Annotated in this window: 9 protein-coding genes; 7 read left to right on the forward strand and 2 right to left on the reverse strand. The window is 66.4% G+C overall.

Features of this window, described 5'->3' with window-relative positions; genetic code table 11:
• Window positions 1-262: 262 nt before the first annotated feature.
• Window positions 263-3208 carry a bifunctional [glutamate--ammonia ligase]-adenylyl-L-tyrosine phosphorylase/[glutamate--ammonia-ligase] adenylyltransferase gene (glnE, locus tag H681_RS22595; RefSeq protein ID WP_015479215.1) on the reverse strand — a complete coding sequence of 982 codons (2946 nt, stop codon included), beginning with the start codon at window positions 3206-3208 and terminating at the stop codon, window positions 263-265.
• Window positions 3209-3453: 245 nt separating this feature from the next.
• On the opposite strand from glnE, the gene aceE reads away from it, so the two are divergent.
• The 4 genes from aceE (at window position 3454) to msrA (ending at window position 11489) form a co-directional block, all read left to right on the forward strand.
• Window positions 3454-6102: a pyruvate dehydrogenase (acetyl-transferring), homodimeric type gene (gene aceE / locus H681_RS22600; RefSeq protein WP_015479216.1), complete on the forward strand. Its 2649-nt coding sequence runs from the start codon at window positions 3454-3456 to the stop codon at window positions 6100-6102.
• Window positions 6103-6113: 11 nt separating this feature from the next.
• Complete coding sequence (gene aceF, locus H681_RS22605) at window positions 6114-7757, forward strand: dihydrolipoyllysine-residue acetyltransferase (RefSeq protein WP_015479217.1); 1644 nt, start codon at window positions 6114-6116, stop codon at window positions 7755-7757.
• A gap of 274 nt (window positions 7758-8031) precedes the next feature.
• Entirely contained in the window at window positions 8032-10731 is a 2700-nt protein-coding gene (locus tag H681_RS22610; RefSeq protein ID WP_015479218.1) for a putative bifunctional diguanylate cyclase/phosphodiesterase, read from the forward strand.
• 110 nt (window positions 10732-10841) lie between these two features.
• Window positions 10842-11489 carry a peptide-methionine (S)-S-oxide reductase MsrA gene (msrA, locus tag H681_RS22615; protein ID WP_015479219.1) on the forward strand — a complete coding sequence of 216 codons (648 nt, stop codon included), beginning with the start codon at window positions 10842-10844 and terminating at the stop codon, window positions 11487-11489.
• 135 nt (window positions 11490-11624) lie between these two features.
• Here msrA and H681_RS22620 read toward each other — a convergent pair whose 3' ends face one another.
• Window positions 11625-12461, reverse strand: a complete 837-nt coding sequence (locus H681_RS22620; RefSeq protein WP_015479220.1) for a 23S rRNA (adenine(2030)-N(6))-methyltransferase RlmJ — start codon at window positions 12459-12461, stop codon at window positions 11625-11627.
• Between the two features lie 133 nt (window positions 12462-12594).
• On the opposite strand from H681_RS22620, the gene H681_RS22625 reads away from it, so the two are divergent.
• The 3 genes from H681_RS22625 to mscK all read left to right on the forward strand — a co-directional run bounded on the left by H681_RS22625 (window position 12595) and on the right by mscK (window position 19858).
• Complete coding sequence (locus H681_RS22625) at window positions 12595-14412, forward strand: acyl-CoA dehydrogenase (RefSeq protein ID WP_015479221.1); 1818 nt, start codon at window positions 12595-12597, stop codon at window positions 14410-14412.
• A 258-nt stretch (window positions 14413-14670) separates the two neighbouring features.
• Window positions 14671-16413 (forward strand): potassium/proton antiporter, encoded by a 1743-nt coding sequence (locus H681_RS22630; protein ID WP_015479222.1) that lies wholly within the window; start codon window positions 14671-14673, stop codon window positions 16411-16413.
• 82 nt (window positions 16414-16495) lie between these two features.
• A complete protein-coding gene (mscK, locus tag H681_RS22635; protein ID WP_015479223.1) occupies window positions 16496-19858 on the forward strand; it encodes a mechanosensitive channel MscK in 3363 nt (1120 codons plus the stop codon).

A 19858-nucleotide genomic window follows, 5' to 3' on the forward strand; every position in this document is an offset into this window, starting at 1 on the left:
TTTCCGAAAAACGACCGGGGAGGCTCACGCCTCCCCGTACTCCATTCATCTTGTCCAGCCGTGCGGCGCCCTCGGGCGCCGAGCATCGAATGCCCGCAGTCTAGCCCAGCCGGCATGCCGGCCGGGCGGATTTCGTCACTCCCTGTGACCTGACGCAGTGCCAGAACCCGCCAGTCCTGTTCAGGTTCCAACCCCGCCGACCTGGCGACCATCGTCATGTTCGCCAGGGCTTCAGGGGAGTTTACGGGGGAAGCCGGGTGAGTCAGGTCAGCTCGAAGGCCTTCCACATCGCCATCACCATGCGGCGTTCTGAATGGAAGTGGTCACCGCTCACCACGCCCGGCTGCTTCTGCAGGGACAATCGGTGCGCCGCCGCCCGGTAGGCCTTGTAGGCGTCCTGCAAGAGCAGGACATCCTCGCCGGACATCAACCCGACCCGCTCCAGCGCTTCCAGAATGCGGATGTTGTCGGTGAACTCCACCAGTTCCGGGTGCTGCCACGACCAGGCCAGGGCCGCGTATTGCACCATAAATTCGATATCGACGATACCACCGGCGTCCTGCTTGAGATCGAAGGGCGACGCGGCCTCGAAGGCATTCGGCGCGGTGCCGGCGGCGGTGCTGGAGGTGCCGAGGTTGTCGCGCATCTTGGCGCGCATCTCGCTGACTTCCCTGCGCAACTCGGCCAGGTCGCGCTGCTGGCCCAGCACCTTCGCGCGGATCGCCTCGAAAGCCCCGGCTACCCGCTTGCAGCCCGCCAGCACGCGGGCGCGCACCAGCGCCTGGTGCTCCCAGGTCCAGGCCTCGCCCAGCTGATACGCCTCGAACGCGCGCAGCGAGCTGACCAGCAGGCCGGAGGCACCGCTCGGGCGCAGGCGCATGTCCACCTCATACAGCGCGCCGGACGGCGTCTGCGTGGTGAGGAAGTGGATGATCTTCTGCCCCAGGCGCGTGTAGAACTGCGCGCCATCGATGGACTTGGCGCCGTCGGTCTCGCCCTGCGGATCACCGTCGTGGATGAACACCAGGTCCAGGTCCGAACCGTGGCCCAGCTCCAGGCCGCCGGACTTGCCGTAGCCGATGATGATGAAGTCCGGGTCGCAGGGCGTGCCGTCGGCGCGGACCGGACGGCCGTGGCGCTGCACCAGTTGTTCCCAGGTCAGGCTCAGCACCTGCTCGAGGATCGCCTCGGCCAGCCAGGTCAGGTAGTCGCTGACCTTCATCAGCGGCAGGGTCCCGGCGATCTCCGAGGCCACCACGCGCAGGGCATGGGCCAGCTTGAAGTGGCGCAGGGTTTCCATCTGCTGTTCGAGATCGTCCTCGGGGATGCGCATCAGCCGCTCGCGCAACTCGGCGCCCAGCTCGGCGGCCTGCGGCGGGCGGAACAGCCGCCCTTCATTCAATAGCTCATCGAGCAGGATCGGGAAGCGGGCGATCTGCTCGGCCACCATCGGGCTGGCCGCGCAGAGCGTCAGCAGGCGCTCCAGCGCGCCGGGGTTCTCGGTGAGCAGCACGAGATAGGCCGAACGCCGCGCCACCGCCTCGATCAGCGGCAACACGCGCTCCAGCAGCACATCCGCCGGGCCGCGCTCGGCGATCATGTTCAACAGGCGCGGCATGAAGGCATCCAGCCGCTCCCGACCCAGGCGCTGCATGGCGCGCACCTGGGCGCCGTGGCGCAGGTCGGTCAGACGCTTCCAGGCCGCCGCCGGCTGGGTGAATCCGGCATCGGCGAACTGCCGGCAGGCGGACGCCTCATCCACCGCCTCCTCCCAGACCGGGATCCACTCGCCACCGATGGTGGTGTCGACCTTGCCGTCCTCGTCTTCGTCCGGGTCGGCGATGACCTGGTGGAAGTGCCAGTCGATGCGCTCGCGCCACTGGGTGATGGCCTGGTGGAAAGCCGACCAGTTGGCGTAGCCCATGATGAAGGCGACGCGGATGCGCTCCAGCTCGTCTTCGGGCAGCATCTGCGTCTGCCGGTCGGCGATGGCCTGCAGGGCGTGCTCGGCGTAGCGCAGGAATTCGTAGCCCTCGCGCAGCTCGGCGACCACCTGCGGCGGCAGGTAACCCTGCCCTTCGAGAATCGCCAGCACGCGCAGCAACGGCCGCTGCTGCAGGCTAAGGTCGCGGCCGCCGTGGATCAGCTGGAAGGCCTGGGCGATGAACTCCACCTCGCGGATGCCGCCGGCGCCCAGCTTGATGTTCTCGCTCATGCCCTTGCGCCGGACTTCCTGCTGGATCAGCTGCTTCATGCTGCGCAGCGCCTCGATGGCGGAGAAGTCCAGGTAACGGCGGTAGACGAACGGGCGCAGCATCTCCAGCAGGCGCTGGCCGGCGTCCTGGTCGCCGCCGACCACCCGCGCCTTGATCATCGCGTAGCGTTCCCAGTCGCGGCCCTGGTCCTGGTAGTACTGCTCCAGCGCGGCGAAGCTGTGCACCAGCGGACCGCTGGAGCCGTAGGGACGCAGGCGCATGTCGACGCGGAAGGCGAAACCGTCGACGGTAATGGCGTCCAGCGCCTTGATCAGCTTCTGTCCCAGTCGGGTGAAGAACTCCTGGTTGTCCAGCGTGCGCTTGACGCCCTGGGTCTCGCCGCCCTCGGGGTAGCCGAAGATCAGGTCGATGTCCGAGGACAGGTTCAACTCACCCGCCCCCAGCTTGCCCATGCCCAGCACGATCAGATGCTGCGGCAGCCCGGAACGGTGGCCGATGGGCGTGCCGAACTGCTGGCAGTGGCGCACGTACAGCCATTGATAGGCCTGGTCGATGCAGACGTCGGCGAGATCCGACAGGTCGCGACAGGTACCGGCCAGGTCGCTACGCCGGGTCAGGTCGCGCCAGATGATGCGCATCTGCTGGCGCCGGCGGAAGCGGCGCAGGCGGCGGCCCAGCTCGTCCTCGTCGGCGCATTCGCGCAGCAGCGCTTCCAGCTGGACGAGCATCTCGCCCGGCTGCAGGGCACGCTCCAGCTCGCCGGTCGCGGCCAGCGACAATAGAAAGGCAGGATCGCGCTGCACCTGTTCGGCGACGAAATCGCTGCCGGCCGCCACGCGGGCGAAATCGGCATGCCGCTCGTCGGGCCAGGACTCGAAGCTGGCGATCTGTTCGGGGGAAAGCTGGGAGACGGCGGCGCGGAGATTCTGCTCCGCCCGTTCGGCGAGGGGCTTCAACGTGGCCGGCACAGCGGCCAGGGACGGCAGGCTCATGATCTTTCCTGAGGGGGGCGGCGAGGCGCCGGCATTCCTGTCTTTTCGCGCCCCTGTAGTTTTACTACTAACTTTTTCTGGCAGAGGGGTGTATCTGTCAGCGATTTGTAGTAAAACTACAACCCGCCGGGCGTACCCCCGGAGTACTTCCAAGAATTCGCCGCGTCGCCCACGAGGCCGGCGCAGCTATCGGCAACGATCTACTGGCTTCCGATTCTGGAAGCCTTTCCGCCCTGGAGCAAGCCATGCAAGACCTCGATCCCGTCGAAACCCAGGAATGGCTGGACGCCCTGGAATCGGTCCTGGACCGTGAAGGTGAGGAACGCGCCCATTACCTGATGACCCGCATGGGCGAACTGGCTACCCGTACCGGTACCCAACTGCCCTACGCGATCACCACGCCGTACCGCAACACCATTCCGGTGACCCACGAAGCCCGCATGCCTGGCGACCTGTTCATGGAACGCCGGATCCGCTCGCTGGTGCGCTGGAATGCCCTGGCGATGGTGATGAAGGCCAACAAGCACGACCCGGACCTGGGCGGCCACATCTCCTCCTTCGCATCCTCCGCGACCCTGTACGACGTTGGCTTCAACTACTTCTTCCAGGCCCCGACCGACGAACACGGCGGCGACCTGGTGTTCTTCCAGGGCCACGCCTCCCCCGGCGTCTACGCCCGCGCCTTCCTTGAAGGCCGCATCAGCGAAGACCAGTTGAACAACTTCCGCCAGGAAGTAGACGGCAACGGCCTGTCCTCCTACCCGCACCCCTGGCTGATGCCGGACTTCTGGCAGTTCCCGACCGTCTCCATGGGTCTGGGCCCGATCCAGGCGATCTACCAGGCACGCTTCATGAAGTACCTGGAAAGCCGCGGCTTCATCCCCGCCGGCAAGCAGAAGGTCTGGTGCTTCATGGGCGACGGCGAGTGCGACGAGCCCGAATCCCTGGGCGCGATCTCCCTGGCCGGGCGCGAGAAGCTGGACAACCTGATCTTCGTCATCAACTGCAACCTGCAGCGCCTCGACGGCCCGGTTCGCGGCAACGGCAAGATCATCCAGGAACTCGAAGGCGTGTTCCGTGGCGCCGAGTGGAACGTCAACAAGGTGGTCTGGGGCCGCTTCTGGGACCCGCTGTTCGCCAAGGACACCGCCGGCCTGCTGCAGCAGCGCATGGACGAGGTCATCGACGGCGAGTACCAGAACTACAAGGCCAAGGACGGCGCCTACGTGCGCGAGCACTTCTTCGGTGCGCGTCCGGAGCTGCTGGAGATGGTCAAGGACCTCTCCGACGAGGAAGTCTGGAAACTCAACCGTGGCGGCCACGACCCCTACAAGGTCTATGCGGCCTACCACCAGGCGGTCAACCACAAGGGCCAGCCGACCGTCATCCTGGCCAAGACCATCAAGGGCTACGGCACCGGTTCGGGCGAAGCGAAGAACATCGCGCACAACGTCAAGAAGGTCGACGTCGAGTCCCTGAAGTCGTTCCGCGACAAGTTCGACATCCCGATCAAGGATGCCGACCTGGAAAACCTGCCGTTCTACCGCCCCGACGAAGGCAGCGCCGAGGCCAAGTACCTGGCGTCGCGCCGCGCCGCGCTGGGTGGCGTGATGCCGGTTCGCCGCGCCAAGAGCTTCCAGGTCCCGGTTCCCCCGCTGGACACCCTCAAGGCCATCCTCGATGGCTCGGGCGACCGCGAGATCTCCACCACCATGGCCTTCGTGCGGATCATCTCGCAGTTGGTCAAGGACAAGGAGCTCGGCCCGCGCATCGTCCCGATCGTGCCGGACGAAGCCCGTACCTTTGGCATGGAAGGCATGTTCCGCCAGTTGGGTATCTACTCCTCCGTCGGCCAGCTGTACGAGCCGGTGGATAAAGACCAGGTGATGTTCTACCGCGAGGACAAGAAGGGCCAGATCCTCGAGGAAGGCATCAACGAAGCCGGCGCCATGTCCAGCTGGATCGCCGCGGGTACCTCGTACTCCACGCACAACCAGCCGATGCTGCCGTTCTACATCTTCTATTCGATGTTCGGCTTCCAGCGTATCGGCGACCTGGCCTGGGCCGCTGGCGACAGCCGCGCGCACGGCTTCCTGGTCGGCGGCACCGCCGGCCGTACCACCCTGAACGGTGAAGGCCTGCAGCATGAAGACGGTCACAGCCACCTGCTGGCGGCGACCATCCCGAACTGCCGTACCTACGATCCGACCTACGCCTACGAGCTGGCGGTGATCATCCGCGAAGGCTCGCGCCAGATGATCGAAGAGCAGCAGGACGTCTTCTATTACATCACCGTGATGAACGAGAACTACGTTCAGCCGGCCATGCCCAAGGGCGCGGAAGAAGGCATCATCAAGGGCATGTACCTGCTCGACGAAGACAAGAAGGACGCCGCGCACCACGTGCAGCTGCTGGGTTCGGGCACCATCCTGCGCGAAGTCGAAGCCGCCGCGAAGATCCTGCGCGAAGACTTCGGCATCGGCGCCGACGTCTGGTCGGTCCCGAGCTTCAACGAGCTGCGCCGCGACGGCCTGGCCATCGAGCGCTGGAACCGCCTGCACCCGGGTCAGAAGCCCAAGCAGAGCTACGTCGAAGAGTGCCTGGGCGGCCGCAAGGGCCCGGTGATCGCCTCCACCGACTACATGAAGCTCTACGCCGAGCAGATCCGCCAGTGGGTTCCGAGCAAGGAGTACAAGGTGCTGGGCACCGACGGCTTCGGCCGCAGCGACAGCCGCCGCAAGCTGCGCGACTTCTTCGAAGTGGACCGCCACTGGGTGGTGCTGGCCGCGCTGGAAGCCCTGGCCGATCGTGGCGATATCGAACCCAAGGTCGTGGCGGAAGCCATTGCCAAGTTCGGCATCAACCCCGAAAAACGTAACCCGCTGGACTGCTGAGGAGAGGCACGATGAGCGAACTGATTCGTGTACCCGACATCGGCAATGGTCAGGGTGAAGTCATCGAACTGCTGGTCAAGGTCGGCGACACCGTCGAGGCCGACCAGAGCCTGCTGACCCTGGAGTCCGACAAGGCCAGCATGGAGATCCCCTCGCCGAAAGCCGGCGTGGTGAAGAGCCTGAAGGTCAAGGTGGGCGACACCCTGAAGGAAGGCGACGAGATCCTCGAGCTGGAAGTCGAGGGTGGTTCGGCCGCCGCCGAAGCGCCCAAGGCCGAAGCTCCGGCGCAGGCCCCGGAAGCACCGAAGGCAGAGGCTCCGGCCGCTGCCCCGGCGCCGGCTGCCGCGCCCGCCGCCGCCAGCGTCCAGGACATCCACGTCCCGGACATCGGCTCGGCCGGCAAGGCCAACGTCATCGAAGTCATGGTGAAAGCCGGCGACACGGTCGAGGCCGATCAGTCGCTGATCACCCTGGAATCGGACAAGGCCAGCATGGAAATCCCCTCGCCGGCTGCCGGCGTGGTGGAGAGCGTGTCGATCAAGATCGGTGACGAAGTCGGCACCGGCGACCTGATTCTCAAGCTCAAGGTCGTCGGCGCTGCTGCCCCCGCTGCCGCCGAAGCGCCGGCTGCAGCTCCGGCTCCGGCCGCTGCTGCTCCTGCCGCTGCCCCGGCTCCTGCTGCCGCCGCTCCGGCCAAGGCGCCAGAAGCCGCTCCGGTGGGCGCGCCCAGCCGCGACGGCGCCAAGGTCCACGCCGGCCCCGCCGTGCGCATGGTCGCCCGCGAGTTCGGTGTCGAGCTGTCCGAAGTGAAAGGCACCGGTCCGAAAGGCCGTATCCTCAAGGAAGACGTGCAGGCGTTCGTCAAGGAACAACTGCAACGCGCCAAATCCGGCGCGCCGGCTGGCGCTACCGGTGGCGCGGGCATTCCGCCGATCCCGGAAGTCGACTTCAGCAAGTTCGGCGAAGTGGAAGAAGTGGCCATGACCCGCCTGATGCAGGTCGGCGCCGCCAACCTGCATCGCAGCTGGCTGAACGTGCCGCACGTGACCCAGTTCGACTCGGCCGACATCACCGAGATGGAAGCCTTCCGCGTGGCCCAGAAAGCCGTTGCGGAGAAGGCCGGCGTCAAGCTGACCGTGCTGCCGATCCTGCTCAAGGCCTGTGCCCACCTGCTCAAGGAAATGCCGGACTTCAACAGCTCGCTGGCCCCCAGCGGCAAGGCGCTGATCCGCAAGAAGTACGTGCACATCGGCTTCGCCGTGGACACGCCTGACGGCCTGCTGGTGCCGGTGATCAAGAACGTCGACCAGAAGAGCCTCCTGCAGCTCGCCGCCGAAGCCGCCGAACTGGCCGAGAAAGCGCGCACCAAGAAGCTCTCCGCCGACGCCATGCAGGGCGCCTGCTTCACCATCTCCAGCCTCGGTCACATTGGCGGTACCGGCTTCACGCCGATCGTCAACGCGCCGGAAGTGGCGATCCTCGGTGTCAGCAAGGCCACCATGCAGCCGGTCTGGGACGGCAAGGCCTTCCAGCCGCGCCTGATGCTGCCGCTGTCGCTGTCCTACGATCACCGCGTGATCAACGGGGCGGCCGCCGCGCGCTACACCAAGCGCCTGTCCGACCTGCTGGGTGATATCCGCACCCTGCTCCTGTAAGCGCTGCAAGTGTTGTAAAAGGCCGGCCCCGCGCCGGCCTTCCTCTCGACGAGCACGCCACGCTCGTACTCTCCAGCCCTGCCGGATGGCAGGGCTTCTTTTTGCCCACCCGCCGGCACTCTGTCCGCGGACCTACAGCGCTCAACTTCCTGACCGAACAGCCGATAACAGACGTGGCTTGTCAGCGCCCAGCGCCTCATGCAAACCTTGCCAACGCTTATCGAACTCGGCCGAGGCCATGTACCTCGTCCAGCACCCTGGAAATCCGCCGCGCATGAAGAGTCATCCCGATGCCGCCAGCCGTTCGGCGGCCGAGGTTGTCACGCAGCTTCCCGTCCCCTCGCGGCTCGGGATGTTGCGCTTCGAGCGCCTGAACGAACCCAGCTGGACCCTGCTGTTCCTCGACCCGGGCTGCGAGCGCCAGATCGGCGTGCCCGCCCAGGACCTCTGCGGCCTCCTCGACGCCCCCTATGCCAGCCTGATGGAGCCCCAGGCGCGCCACCGGCTGCATGAACTGGTCCAGCAGCAACTGCTCGCGGACGGCCGCTACCGGGTGCGCTACTGCCTGCACTCGCCGCGCGGTACGCTGAACATCCTGGAAGTCGGCGAGGCCTTCCAGCAGCACGGCCGGCAACTGCTGCACGGCTACCTGCTGCAGGACGAGGGCGATGCCCAGGCCGCCGAACCGGACCCGCGCCTGCTGGACCTGGAAGCCCAGAACATCCGCCTGAAGATGTCCCTGGAGATGTACCAGCGCTCCCAGGACGAACACCTGCAACACCTGGTGCGCTCGCGCACCCAGCAGAACCTGATCGTGCGCCTGGCGCGGCACCGCTACCTGTCCAGCGACCCGCTGCTCGAAGCCGCGCAACTGATCGCCCAGGCCGCCTGCGAAGCCTACGACGTGGCCCGCGCCGGCATCTGGCGCCTGCACCCGGACAACCGCCTGGAAGCCGTCACCGTCTACCGTCGCGACACCGACCAGTACGAGACGCCGCAGGACATCGACGCCAGCCGCTTCCCCCACTACCTCGACGCGGTCCATAGCGGCCGCGCCATCGACGCCCACAATGCCCTGCAGGACCCGCGCACGCAGGAATTGGCCAAGAGCTACCTGCGCCAGCAGGGCGTCGCCGCGCTGCTGGACGCCACCATCCGCATCGGCGGCGAAGTGGTCGGCGTGCTGTGCCTGGAGCACGTCGGCGAAGTGCGCATGTGGCAGAGCGACGAAATCGCCTTCGCCGGCGAGCTGGCCGACCAGTACGCCCAGGTGCTGATGAACCACGAGCGGCGCAACGTCTCCAGCGCCCTGCACCTGTTCCAGCGCGCCGTCGAGCAGAGCGCCAGCGCCTTCCTGCTGATCGACCGCGACAGCCTGGTGGAGTACGTCAACCCGAGCTTCACCGCCATCACCCAGTACGGCGCCGACGAAGTACGCGGCCGCCGCCTGCCGGAACTGCCGGCGCTGGCCAACCTCAGCGAGCTGCTGTTCGACGCACGCTCCACCCTGGTCACGCAGAACAGCTGGCAGGGCGAGTTCCGCAGCCGGCGCAAGAACCTCGAGCCCTACTGGGGCCAGCTGTCGTTGTCGAAGGTCCATGACGACAAGGGCGAGCTGACCCACTACATCGGCATCTACGAAGACATCACCCAGAGCAAGCTGGCCCAGCAGCACATCGAGAAGCTCGCCTACCGCGACAACCTCACGGGCCTGGCCAACCGGCACTTCTTCATCAACGCCCTGGAAGAACGCCTGCAAGCCGGCAGCCAGCATTCGCTGGGCCTGCTGCTGGTGGACATCGACAACTTCAAGCGGATCAACGACAGCCTCGGCCACCAGACCGGCGACAAACTGCTGGCCAACCTGGCCCGGCGACTGCGCAGCAGCCTGAGCGACAGCACCACCCTGGCGCGCTTCGCCAGCAACGAGTTCGCCGTGCTGCTCGAAGAGTCGGTGGCCGGCCGTGGCGAGCAGATCGCCGAACAGATCCTCGACGTGCTCGACAAGCCGCTGTTCGTCGACAACCAACTGATCAGCATCACCGGCTCCATCGGCATCGCCTACGCGCCGCAACACGGCCACGATCCGCAGACCCTGATGAAGCACGCGGGGCTCGCGCTGCACAAGGCCAAGGCCAACGGCAAGCACCAGGTGCAGACCTTCACCGAGGCGATGACCGCCGAGGCCAGCTACAAGCTGTTCGTCGAAAGCAACCTGCGCCGCGCGCTGGTGCAGGACGAACTGGCGGTGCACTACCAGCCCAAGTTGTGCCTGCGCAGCGGCGTGCTGCTGGGCCTGGAAGCGCTGCTGCGCTGGCAGCACCCGGAGAAGGGCATGATCCGCCCGGACCAATTCATCAGCGTGGCCGAGGAAACCGGGCTGATCATCCCCATCGGCAAGTGGGTGATCCGCCAGGCCTGCCGGCAGGTGCGCGAGCTGGCCGCCAAGGGCCTGGGCGAACTGCACATCGCCATCAACCTGTCGCCCAAGCAGTTCAGCGACCCCGACCTGGTCGGCTCCATCGCCGCGATCCTCCACGAGGAAGGCATCCCCGCCTGCCAACTGGAGCTGGAACTCACCGAAAGCCTGCTGCTGGACGCCACCGACGACACCCGCCAGCAACTGGAGCGCCTGAAGAACCTCGGCCTGACCCTGGCGATGGACGACTTCGGTACCGGCTATTCCTCGCTGAGCTACCTGAAGAAATTCCCCATCGACGTGATCAAGATCGATCGCAGCTTCATCAAGGACATCCCCGACAACCAGGACGACATGGAAATCACCTCGGCGGTGATCGCCATGGCCCACAACCTCAAGCTGCAGGTGGTCGCCGAAGGCGTGGAGACGGCCGCGCAGTTGGCCTTCCTGCGGCGCAACCGCTGCGACATCGGCCAGGGCTACCTGTTCGACCGCCCCATTCCCAGCCACGACCTCCCCTCCAGCCTGCAGCGCTACCCCTGCCGCCCGCACTGAGGCACTCCGCCGCGGCGGGCCCGCAACCATCCCCGCTTACGGAAAAAACGCTGTAATCTTCGGCGAGTATCCGAGTCTATTGCCGCCCCTATTCAGAGGAGACGAATGCCATGACCCTGCGCTCGCAAATACTTGCCCACAAGCTGGAACTGCCCAGCTCCGCCCAAGCCCTGCCGGGCCGGGAAAGCCCAATGCCAGTGCCGGAAGCGCATTACGTCAATGGCCGCCCGCTGACCGCGCCCTTCCCCGCCGGTGTGCAGCAGATCGTTGTTGGCCTGGGTTGCTTCTGGGGCGCCGAGCGGCGCTTCTGGCAACAGCCGGGCGTCTGGGTCACCGCCGTGGGCTACGCCGGCGGCTTCACGCCGAACCCGACCTACGACGAAGTCTGCTCCGGCCTGACCGGCCATAGCGAAGTGGTGCTGGTGGCGTACGACCCGCGCGAAACCGGCATCGAGGCGCTGCTCAAGGTGTTCTGGGAGTCCCACGACCCGACCCAGGGCATGCGCCAGGGCAACGACACCGGCACCCAGTACCGCTCGGCGATCTACTGGTTCGACCAGGCCCAGAAGGCCGCCATCGACGCCAGCCGCGCGGCCTTCCAGAAGGAACTCAGCGCCAAGGGCTATGGCGAGATCACCACGGAAATCCGCGAGGTGCCGCCGTTCTACTATGCCGAGGCCTATCACCAGCAATACCTGGCGAAGAACCCCAACGGCTATTGCGGCCTGGGCGGCACCGGCGTCTGCCTGCCGGCTTGAGCCTGCTCTTGCAGGAGTGAGCTTGCTCGCGAACTGGCCTCGCAGTGAAGCGGTTCGCGAGCAAGCTCGCTCCTACATAAAGACGTCGCGATCAGTCCAGCGCCACAAAAAGCCCCGGCACTGCCGGGGCTTTTTTCATTCGGCGATCAGCCAGTCCACCTGGCTGCTGCCTTCGCTCTGCGCCAGCGTCTCCGCCAGCCACGGCAGCAGGCCGCGCAGCTCCTCATCCAGCGGCCACGGCGGATTGACGATGACCAGCCCGGAGCCGTTCAGGCGATCGGCCGTATCCGCCGGATGCACGCACAGTTCGACCCGCAGCATCTTCGGCGCCGAACTCTTCTCCAGGCGCTGGTAGAAGCGCTTGAGCTGGCGGCGGTCCTTGATCGGATACCAGATCGCAACCACGGTCTGGCGCATGCGGCCGATGGCCTCGTCCAGCGCGGTCACGCAGCGTTCCAGGTCGTCCGGCTGCTCGAAGGGCGGATCGATCAGCAGCACGCCGCGCTTCTCCGCCACCGGTAGGAAGGCTCGCGGCAGCAACCAGCCGTCCCCCTGGTGCACCGAGATGCGGCGCTCGCCGGCCATGTTGGCCTTGAGCAGGCGGCCGTCTTCCGGGTGCAGCTCATTGAGCAGGACGCGGTCCTGCGGGCGGGTCAGGCGGCGCGCCAGCTCCGGCGAGCCGGGGTAGAACTCCAGGCCGCCATCGGGATTGAGCGCACGCACCACCTCCAGGTAATCCTGCAGCAGCTCCGGCAGGTCATCGCGCTCCCACAGGCGGCCGATGCCCGACTCCCACTCGCCGGTGCGGCTGGCTTCGTCGCCCAGCAGGTCGTACAGGCCGATCCCGGAGTGGCTGTCGAGGTAGGCGAAGGGCGTGTCCTTGCGCGCCATCAGCGCGAAGAGGCGGGCGAGGACGATGTGTTTGAGCACGTCGGCGTGGTTGCCGGCATGGTAGGCGTGGCGGTAGTTCATGGATGGCGGACTCCTCAAGGCGCGCAGTGTAGCCGTAGTCGAGGTGTTTTAGCCCTTTATCACGCGCGTGGATGATTCTGTGCGCGCTTCATTCACCAGACTAGACTGCGGCGATTCCCACGGAGGTCGATCCATGTCCGAGACCCTGCTCAGCTCCCGCAACCTCGCTTTCGAACTCTACGAAGTGCTCGATGCGCAGGCCCTGACCCAGCGCGAACGCTTCGCCGAGCACAACCGCGAGACCTTCGACGCCGCCCTGGGCACCGCCCGTGGCATCGCCGAAGCGCTGTTCGCCCCGCACAACCGCAAGAACGACGAGAACGAGCCGCAGTACGTCGATGGCGGCGCGGTGCTGATCCCGGAGGTGAAGCCGGCGGTGGACGCCTTCAACGAGGCCGGCTTCCAGAATGCCTCGCGCAGCTTCGAACAGGGCGGCATGCAGTTGCCGCACCTGCTCTCGCGCGCCTGCTTCGCGCACTTCCAGTCGGCCAACATCGCCACCTCGTCCTACCCGATGCTGAGCATGGGCGCCAGCCACCTGATCGAGACCTTCGGCAGCGACGAGCAGAAGCGCCTGTTCCTGCAACCGATGATCGAAGGCCGCTGGTTCGGCACGATGGCCCTGACCGAGCCCCACGCCGGCTCGTCCCTGGCCGACATCCGCACCCGCGCGGAACCGGCCGCCGACGGCAGCTACCGTATCCGCGGCAACAAGATCTTCATCTCCGGCGGCGACCACCCGCTGTCGGACAATATCGTGCACATGGTGCTGGCCAAGCTGCCGGACGCCCCGCCCGGCGTGAAGGGCATCAGCCTGTTCATCGTGCCCAAGTTCCTAGTCAACGAAGACGGCTCCCTCGGCGCGCGCAACGACGTGACCCTGGCCGGCCTGTTCCACAAGATGGGCTGGCGCGGGACCACCTCCACCGCGCTGAACTTCGGTGACAAGGGCGAGTGCGTCGGCTATCTGGTCGGCAAGCCGCACCACGGCCTGGCCTACATGTTCCAGATGATGAACGAGGCGCGCATCGGCGTCGGCATGGGCGCCATCATGCTCGGCTACGCCGGCTACCTGTATTCCCTGGAGTACGCCCGCGAACGCCCGCAGGGCCGCCCGGTGGACGCCAAGGACCCGACCTCGGCGCCGGTGTCGATCATCGAGCACACCGACGTGCGGCGCATGCTGCTGACCCAGAAAGCCTACGTCGAAGGCGCCTTCGACCTCGGCCTGTATGCCGCGCGCCTGGTGGACGACTGTGAAACCCTGCCCACCGAGGAAGAACGCAAGCAGGCCCACGAACTGCTCGACCTGCTCACCCCGATCGTCAAGTCCTGGCCCTCGGAGTTCTGCCTGAAGGCCAACGAGCTGGCGATCCAGATCCTCGGCGGCCACGGCTACACCCGCGAATACCCGGTGGAGCAGTACTACCGCGACAACCGCCTGAACCCCATCCACGAGGGCACCCACGGCATCCAGTCGCTGGACCTGCTGGGCCGCAAGCTGGCGCAGAACAACGGCGCCGGCCTCAAGCAACTCACCCGCCTGATCAACCAGTGCTGCGAGCGTGCCAGCGCGCACCCGTCGCTGGACAAGCTGCGCGAGCCGCTGGAGCAACTGATGGCGCGCCTGACGGCGACTACCCTGAGCCTGCTCGGCGACCTGATGCAGGGCCGCGTGGCGCAAGGACTGGCCAACTCGGCGCTGTACCTGAAGGTCTTCGGCCACGCGGTGATCGGCTGGCGCTGGCTGGAGCAGGCCATTCGCGCCGAGGAAGGCCTGGTGCGAATCCGCAGTGGCGAAGGCAATGCCGCGGACGAGGACTTCTATCACGGCAAACAGCAGGCCGCGCGCTACTTCCTGACCTGGGAAGTGCCGTCCTGCCACCACGACCTGGCGCTGCTCGAAGCCCGCGACGACACCTGTTCAACCATGCGGGACTCCTGGTTCTAGGTCTCGCATGCCCCTCTGGCCCCGGTCACGTCCGGGGCTTTTTTATGCCTGCTCGCCACGCGCCGTGCCCACTTCCGGGGCAGCCAACGCAGCACGCCTCGCCAGCCACCTGAAAGGCTGCTGAAAGCTTCACCCCTGGCCACGCAATTAGCCTTTGACAGCCTTGTAAATCCGCAGGTTAGAATCAATTGGCATGCGGCCTGCATCCTGATCCCCCAAGTAGCGTCGCCACTCCCCACTTCCCTGGAGGTCGACACTTTGGATGCCGTGGCCATCAACAGCTATTTCCTGATCGCTGCTGTGCTGATCGGCATGAGCATCCTGGTCAGTTCGTTGTCCTCGCGACTGGGCATCCCGATCCTGGTCATCTTCCTCGCCGTGGGCATGATCGCCGGTACCGATGGCCCCGGCGGTATCGGCTTTTCCAACTACCCCATCGCCTACCTGGTCGGCAACCTGGCGCTGGCCGTGATCCTGCTCGACGGCGGCCTGCGCACGCGGGTGGCGAGTTTCCGCGTGGCGCTCTGGCCCGCGCTCTCGCTGGCCACCGCCGGGGTGCTGATCACCGCCGGGTTGACCGGCATCGCCGCCGCCTGGCTGTTCAAGCTGAGCTGGATGGAAGGCCTGCTGATCGGCGCCATCGTCGGTTCCACCGATGCCGCGGCGGTGTTCTCCCTGCTCGGCGGCAAGGGCCTCAACGAACGGGTGACTGCCACCCTGGAAATCGAATCGGGCAGCAACGACCCGATGGCGGTGTTCCTCACCGTCACCCTGATCGACATGCTCGTCCACGGCGAAAGCGGCATGAGCTGGGGCTTCCTCTGGCATTTCCTGCGCGAGTTCGGCATCGGCTCGCTGCTCGGCTTGGGCGGCGGTTGGCTGCTGCTGCAGGTGATCAACCGCATCCACCTGGCCAGCGGCCTCTACCCGCTGCTGGTGATCAGCGGCGGCCTGCTGATCTTCGCCGTGGCCAATGCGGTGCACGGCAGCGGCATCCTTGCCATCTATCTGTGCGGCCTGATGCTGGGCAACCAGCCGATCCGTTCGCGCCACGGCATCCTGCACATGCTCGATGGCATGGCCTGGCTGGCGCAGATCGGCATGTTCCTGGTCCTGGGCCTGCTGGTCACGCCCCACGACCTGTTGCCCATCGCCCTGCCGGCGCTGGGCCTGGCACTGTGGATGATCCTCTTCGCCCGCCCGTTGTCGGTGCTGGTCGGCCTGATTCCGTTCCGCGCCTTCCACGGCCGCGAGAAGGCGTTCATCGCCTGGGTCGGCCTGCGCGGCGCGGTGCCGATCATTCTCGCGGTGTTCCCGCTGATGGCCGGCCTGCCCAACGCGCAACTGTTCTTCAACGTCGCCTTCTTCATCGTGCTGGTGTCGCTGCTGGTGCAGGGCACCAGCCTGCCCTGGGCCGCCAAGCTGCTGCGGGTGATCGTGCCGCCGGACCCGGCGCCGATCTCCCGCGCCGGCCTGGAAGTCCACCCGACCAGCGAGTGGGAGCTGTTCGTCTACCACCTGAGCAAGGAAAAGTGGTGCATCGGCGCCGCCCTGCGCGAGCTGAAGATGCCCGAGGGCACTCGCATCGCCGCGCTGTTCCGTGGCACCCAGCTGCTGCACCCGTCGGGCAGTACCATCCTCGAGGCCGACGACATCCTCTGCGTCATCGGCCACGAGCATGACCTCTCCGCGCTGGGCAAGCTGTTCAGCCAGGCACCGGATCGCGGTCTGAGCGCGCGCTTCTTCGGCGACTTCGTCCTCGAAGGCGACGCCCAGCTCTCCGCCGTGGCCTCGCTCTATGGCTTGAAACTCGAAGGCGTGGACGGCGAACAGCATCTGGGCCGCTTCATCGCCCACGAGATCGGCGGCCAGGCGATCATCGGCGACCAGGTGGAGTGGAACGGCCTGACCTGGACCGTCGCCGCCCTGGATGGGAACAAGATCCGCAAGGTCGGGGTCAAATTCCCCGAAGGCCGTCCCGGCCCGGGCCTGTTCCTCTGACCGCCCACCGGCGCCCGCTTGCGGGCGCCGGTCAGCCAGCACTACCCTCATCCACTTTCCGCACGAGCCGCTGACCGCGACCATGTCATTCCTGCTGCGTACCCTGCTGACCGCCGTCCTCCTGGGCGGCCCGCTCACCGGCCTGCCCGCGCTGGCCGCCGACAACGCTCCGCCCAGCGCCGAACAGGTGCAGCAGAGCCTCGACGGCCTTGCCGAGCGCAAGCTGCCCGACACCGACGCCAAGCCGATCAAGGCCAGCCTCGAGAACACTCTCAAGCTGCTGGCGGCCAAGGCCGACAGCGAGAAGCAGCTGGCCGAACTCAAGGGCCAGCTCGCCGACGCGTCCCGCCTGATCAGCGAGAACCAGAAGACCCTGAATCGCCTCAAGGGCAGCAGCGAGAAGCCCGCCAGCCAGCGCTACAACGGCTACAGCGCCACCCAGCTGGAAATGGTGCTCAACGAGCAGTCTGCCCAACTGGCCGCCTGGCAAAAGGAAATCATCGACGCCAAGAGCGAAATCCTGACCGCGCAGACCCGCCCGGAACGCGCCCAGGCCGACCTGAGCAAGAACCAGACCCGCCTGCTGGAGATCGCCGGCGTGCTCAAGGCCGGCAAGGAAAGCAGCAAGCCGCTAGGCGAGGAGCACCGCGACGAGCTGCTCGCCGAACAGGCCGCGCTCACCGCACAGAACCTGCTCCTGCGCCAGCAACTGGCCGGCAACAACCTGCTGCTCGACCTCGCCTCCAGCCAGCGTGACCTGCTCGCCGAGCGCATCGGCCGCGAGGAACGCGAGACCCTCGAACTGCAGGCGATGATCAGCGACAAGCGCCGCGAGCAGTCGGAGAAGACCGTCGCCGAGCTGTCCAAGGACTCCGAGGCCGCCGGCACCGACAGCCTGTTGAGCAAGGAAAGCGCCGCCAACCTCAAGCTGTCCGACTATCTGCTGCGCACCACCGACCGCCTCAACACCCTGACCCGGCGCAACCTGGAAGCCAAGCAGCAGCTCGACACCCTGACCCAGGGCGAGCAGGCGCTCGATGAGCAGATCAACGTACTGCGCGGCAGCCTGCTGCTGGCGAAGATCCTCTACCAGCAGAAGCAGTCCCTGCCGGTGATCAAGACCGACCGGGACCTGGCCGACGAAATCGCCGACCTGCGCCTGTACCAGTTCGAGCTGAACCAGAAGCGCGACGAGATCAACAACACCCAGGTCTATCTCGACAACCTGCTGGCCCAGCAGCCGCAGGAAAGCGTCACCCGGCAACTGCGCCATGACCTGGAAACGCTGGTCGACACCCGCCTGGAGCTGATGGAGCGCCTCAACCACGAACTGAACGCGCTGCTCAACGAAGCCATCACCCTGCAGCTGAACCAGAAACAGCTCAAGGAAACCAGCGACAGCCTGCGCGACACCCTCGACGAGCAGATGTTCTGGATCCCCAGCAACCGCCCGCTGGACCTGTCCTGGTTCAAGATGACGCCCACGCTGCTGCACCACCAACTGTCGGAAGTGCCCTGGGGCTCGGGCGTGAAGGAGCTGGGCGAAGGCCTGATCGACCGCCCGTTCCTGTTCCTCCCGCTGCTCCTGCTGGTCGCCGGCCTGCTGTGGAAGCGCCGCTTCCTCTACGACAAGCTGGAGTCGCTGAACGACGACATCGGCCACTTCAAGCGCGACAGCCAGGCCCACACCCCGCTGGCCCTGCTGCTCGCCGTGCTGCTGGCGTTGCCCGGCACCCTGGCGCTGGCCATCGCCGGCCTCGCCCTGCTGCTTGACGCCCGCGGTCAGAACGCCACCCTGGGCAGCGCGCTGCTGGAAATGGCGCAGGTCTGGCTGGTGTTCTACACCGCGCACCGCATCCTGCGTCCGGGCGGCATCGCCGAACGGCACTTCCACTGGAGCCAGCCGCAGGTACTGTTCCTCGGCAAGCTGATGCGCCGCCTGGGCCTGGTGGTGATGTCGCTGGTCGCGGTGGTCACGGTCGCCGAGCACTCGCCGGCCTCCCTGGCCGATGACGTGATCGGTATCGCCGTGGTGCTGTTCGGCTACGCCGCCATGACCTGGCTGCTCGCCCAACTGCTGTTCAACAGCCCGTCCAGCGAGCGCCCGTCGATGATCAAGATGATCGTCGGCCTGGGCTTCACCGCCCTGCCGGTGGCGCTGTTCCTGGCCGTGGGCTTCGGCTACTACTACACCGCGCTCAAGCTCACCGATCGGCTGATCGACACCCTGTTCCTGCTGATGTTCTGGATGGTGGTGGAAGCCACCTTCGTCCGCGGCATGGGCGTCGCCGCCCGCCGCCTGGCCTACCAGCGCGCGCTGTCGAAGCGGCAGAACACGCCCAAGGAAGGCATCGAAGGCACCGAAGTGGTGGAAGAGCCGACCCTGGGCATCGAGCAGATCAACGACCAGTCCATGCGCCTGATCCGTCTGGGCCTGCTGATCGGCTTCGTGGTCACCCTCTACTGGGTCTGGGCCGACCTGATCAGCGTGGTCTCCTACCTGGACAACGTGACCCTCTACCAGTACACCAGCGGCACCGGCGACGCGGCCTCCACCACGCCGATCAGCCTGAGCGACTTCATCATGGCGCTGGTCATCGCCGCCGTGACCGTCGCCCTGGCGCGCAACCTGCCCGGCCTGCTGGAAGTGCTGGTGCTGCAGCGCCTGACCCTGGCCCAGGGCAGCGCCTACGCCATCACCACCCTGCTGTCCTACACCATCAGCGGCGTCGGCATCGTCAGCGCGCTGTCCACCCTCGGGGTGAGCTGGGACAAGCTGCAATGGCTGGTGGCCGCACTGTCGGTCGGCCTGGGCTTCGGCCTGCAGGCGATCTTCTCCAACTTCGTCTCCGGCCTGATCATCCTCTTCGAGCGCCCGGTGCGGATCGGCGACGTGGTGACCATCGGCAACCTGTCCGGCACCGTCAGCCGCATCCGCATCCGCGCCACCACCATCACCGACTTCGACCGCAAGGAAATCATCGTCCCCAACCAGACATTCATCACCGGCCAGTTGGTGAACTGGTCGCTGAGCGATACGGTGACGCGGGTGACCATCAAGATCGGCCTGGCCTACGAGAGCGACCTGCCGCTGGCGCGCAAGATCATGCTCGACGCCGTCCACAGCAACTCGCGCGTCCTGCGCGACCCGGAGCCGGTGCTGTACTTCACCACCATCAGCGCCAGCACCTTCGACTACGAACTGCGCTTCCACGTCCGCGAACTGGGCGACCGCAACCCGGCGGTGGACGAAACCCTCACCCGCATCGCCCTGGCCTTCCGCGAGAACAACATCGACATGGCCTTCAACCAGGTCGACGTGTTCCTGAAGAACTTCCAGGGTCAGGAAGCGCAGGTCATCGTCGGGCAGCAGCAGCCCGCCGCCGCACCGGTGAAGATCAGCGCCCCCCAGGGCACTGACAAGCCCAGCAGCGACAAGGCCTGA

The organism is Pseudomonas sp. ATCC 13867 (assembly GCF_000349845.1).
Taxonomy (GTDB): Bacteria; Pseudomonadota; Gammaproteobacteria; order Pseudomonadales; family Pseudomonadaceae; genus Pseudomonas.

Coding starts and splice junctions, on each gene's coding strand:
- mscK (WP_015479223.1), top strand. CDS start 16,496: ATGTCATTCCTGCTGCGTACCCTGCTGACCGCCGTCCTCCTGGGCGGC.
- msrA (WP_015479219.1), top strand. CDS start 10,842: ATGACCCTGCGCTCGCAAATACTTGCCCACAAGCTGGAACTGCCCAGC.
- H681_RS22625 (WP_015479221.1), top strand. CDS start 12,595: ATGTCCGAGACCCTGCTCAGCTCCCGCAACCTCGCTTTCGAACTCTAC.
- glnE (WP_015479215.1), bottom strand. CDS start 3,208: ATGAGCCTGCCGTCCCTGGCCGCTGTGCCGGCCACGTTGAAGCCCCTC.
- H681_RS22620 (WP_015479220.1), bottom strand. CDS start 12,461: ATGAACTACCGCCACGCCTACCATGCCGGCAACCACGCCGACGTGCTC.
- aceF (WP_015479217.1), top strand. CDS start 6,114: ATGAGCGAACTGATTCGTGTACCCGACATCGGCAATGGTCAGGGTGAA.
- H681_RS22610 (WP_015479218.1), top strand. CDS start 8,032: ATGAAGAGTCATCCCGATGCCGCCAGCCGTTCGGCGGCCGAGGTTGTC.
- aceE (WP_015479216.1), top strand. CDS start 3,454: ATGCAAGACCTCGATCCCGTCGAAACCCAGGAATGGCTGGACGCCCTG.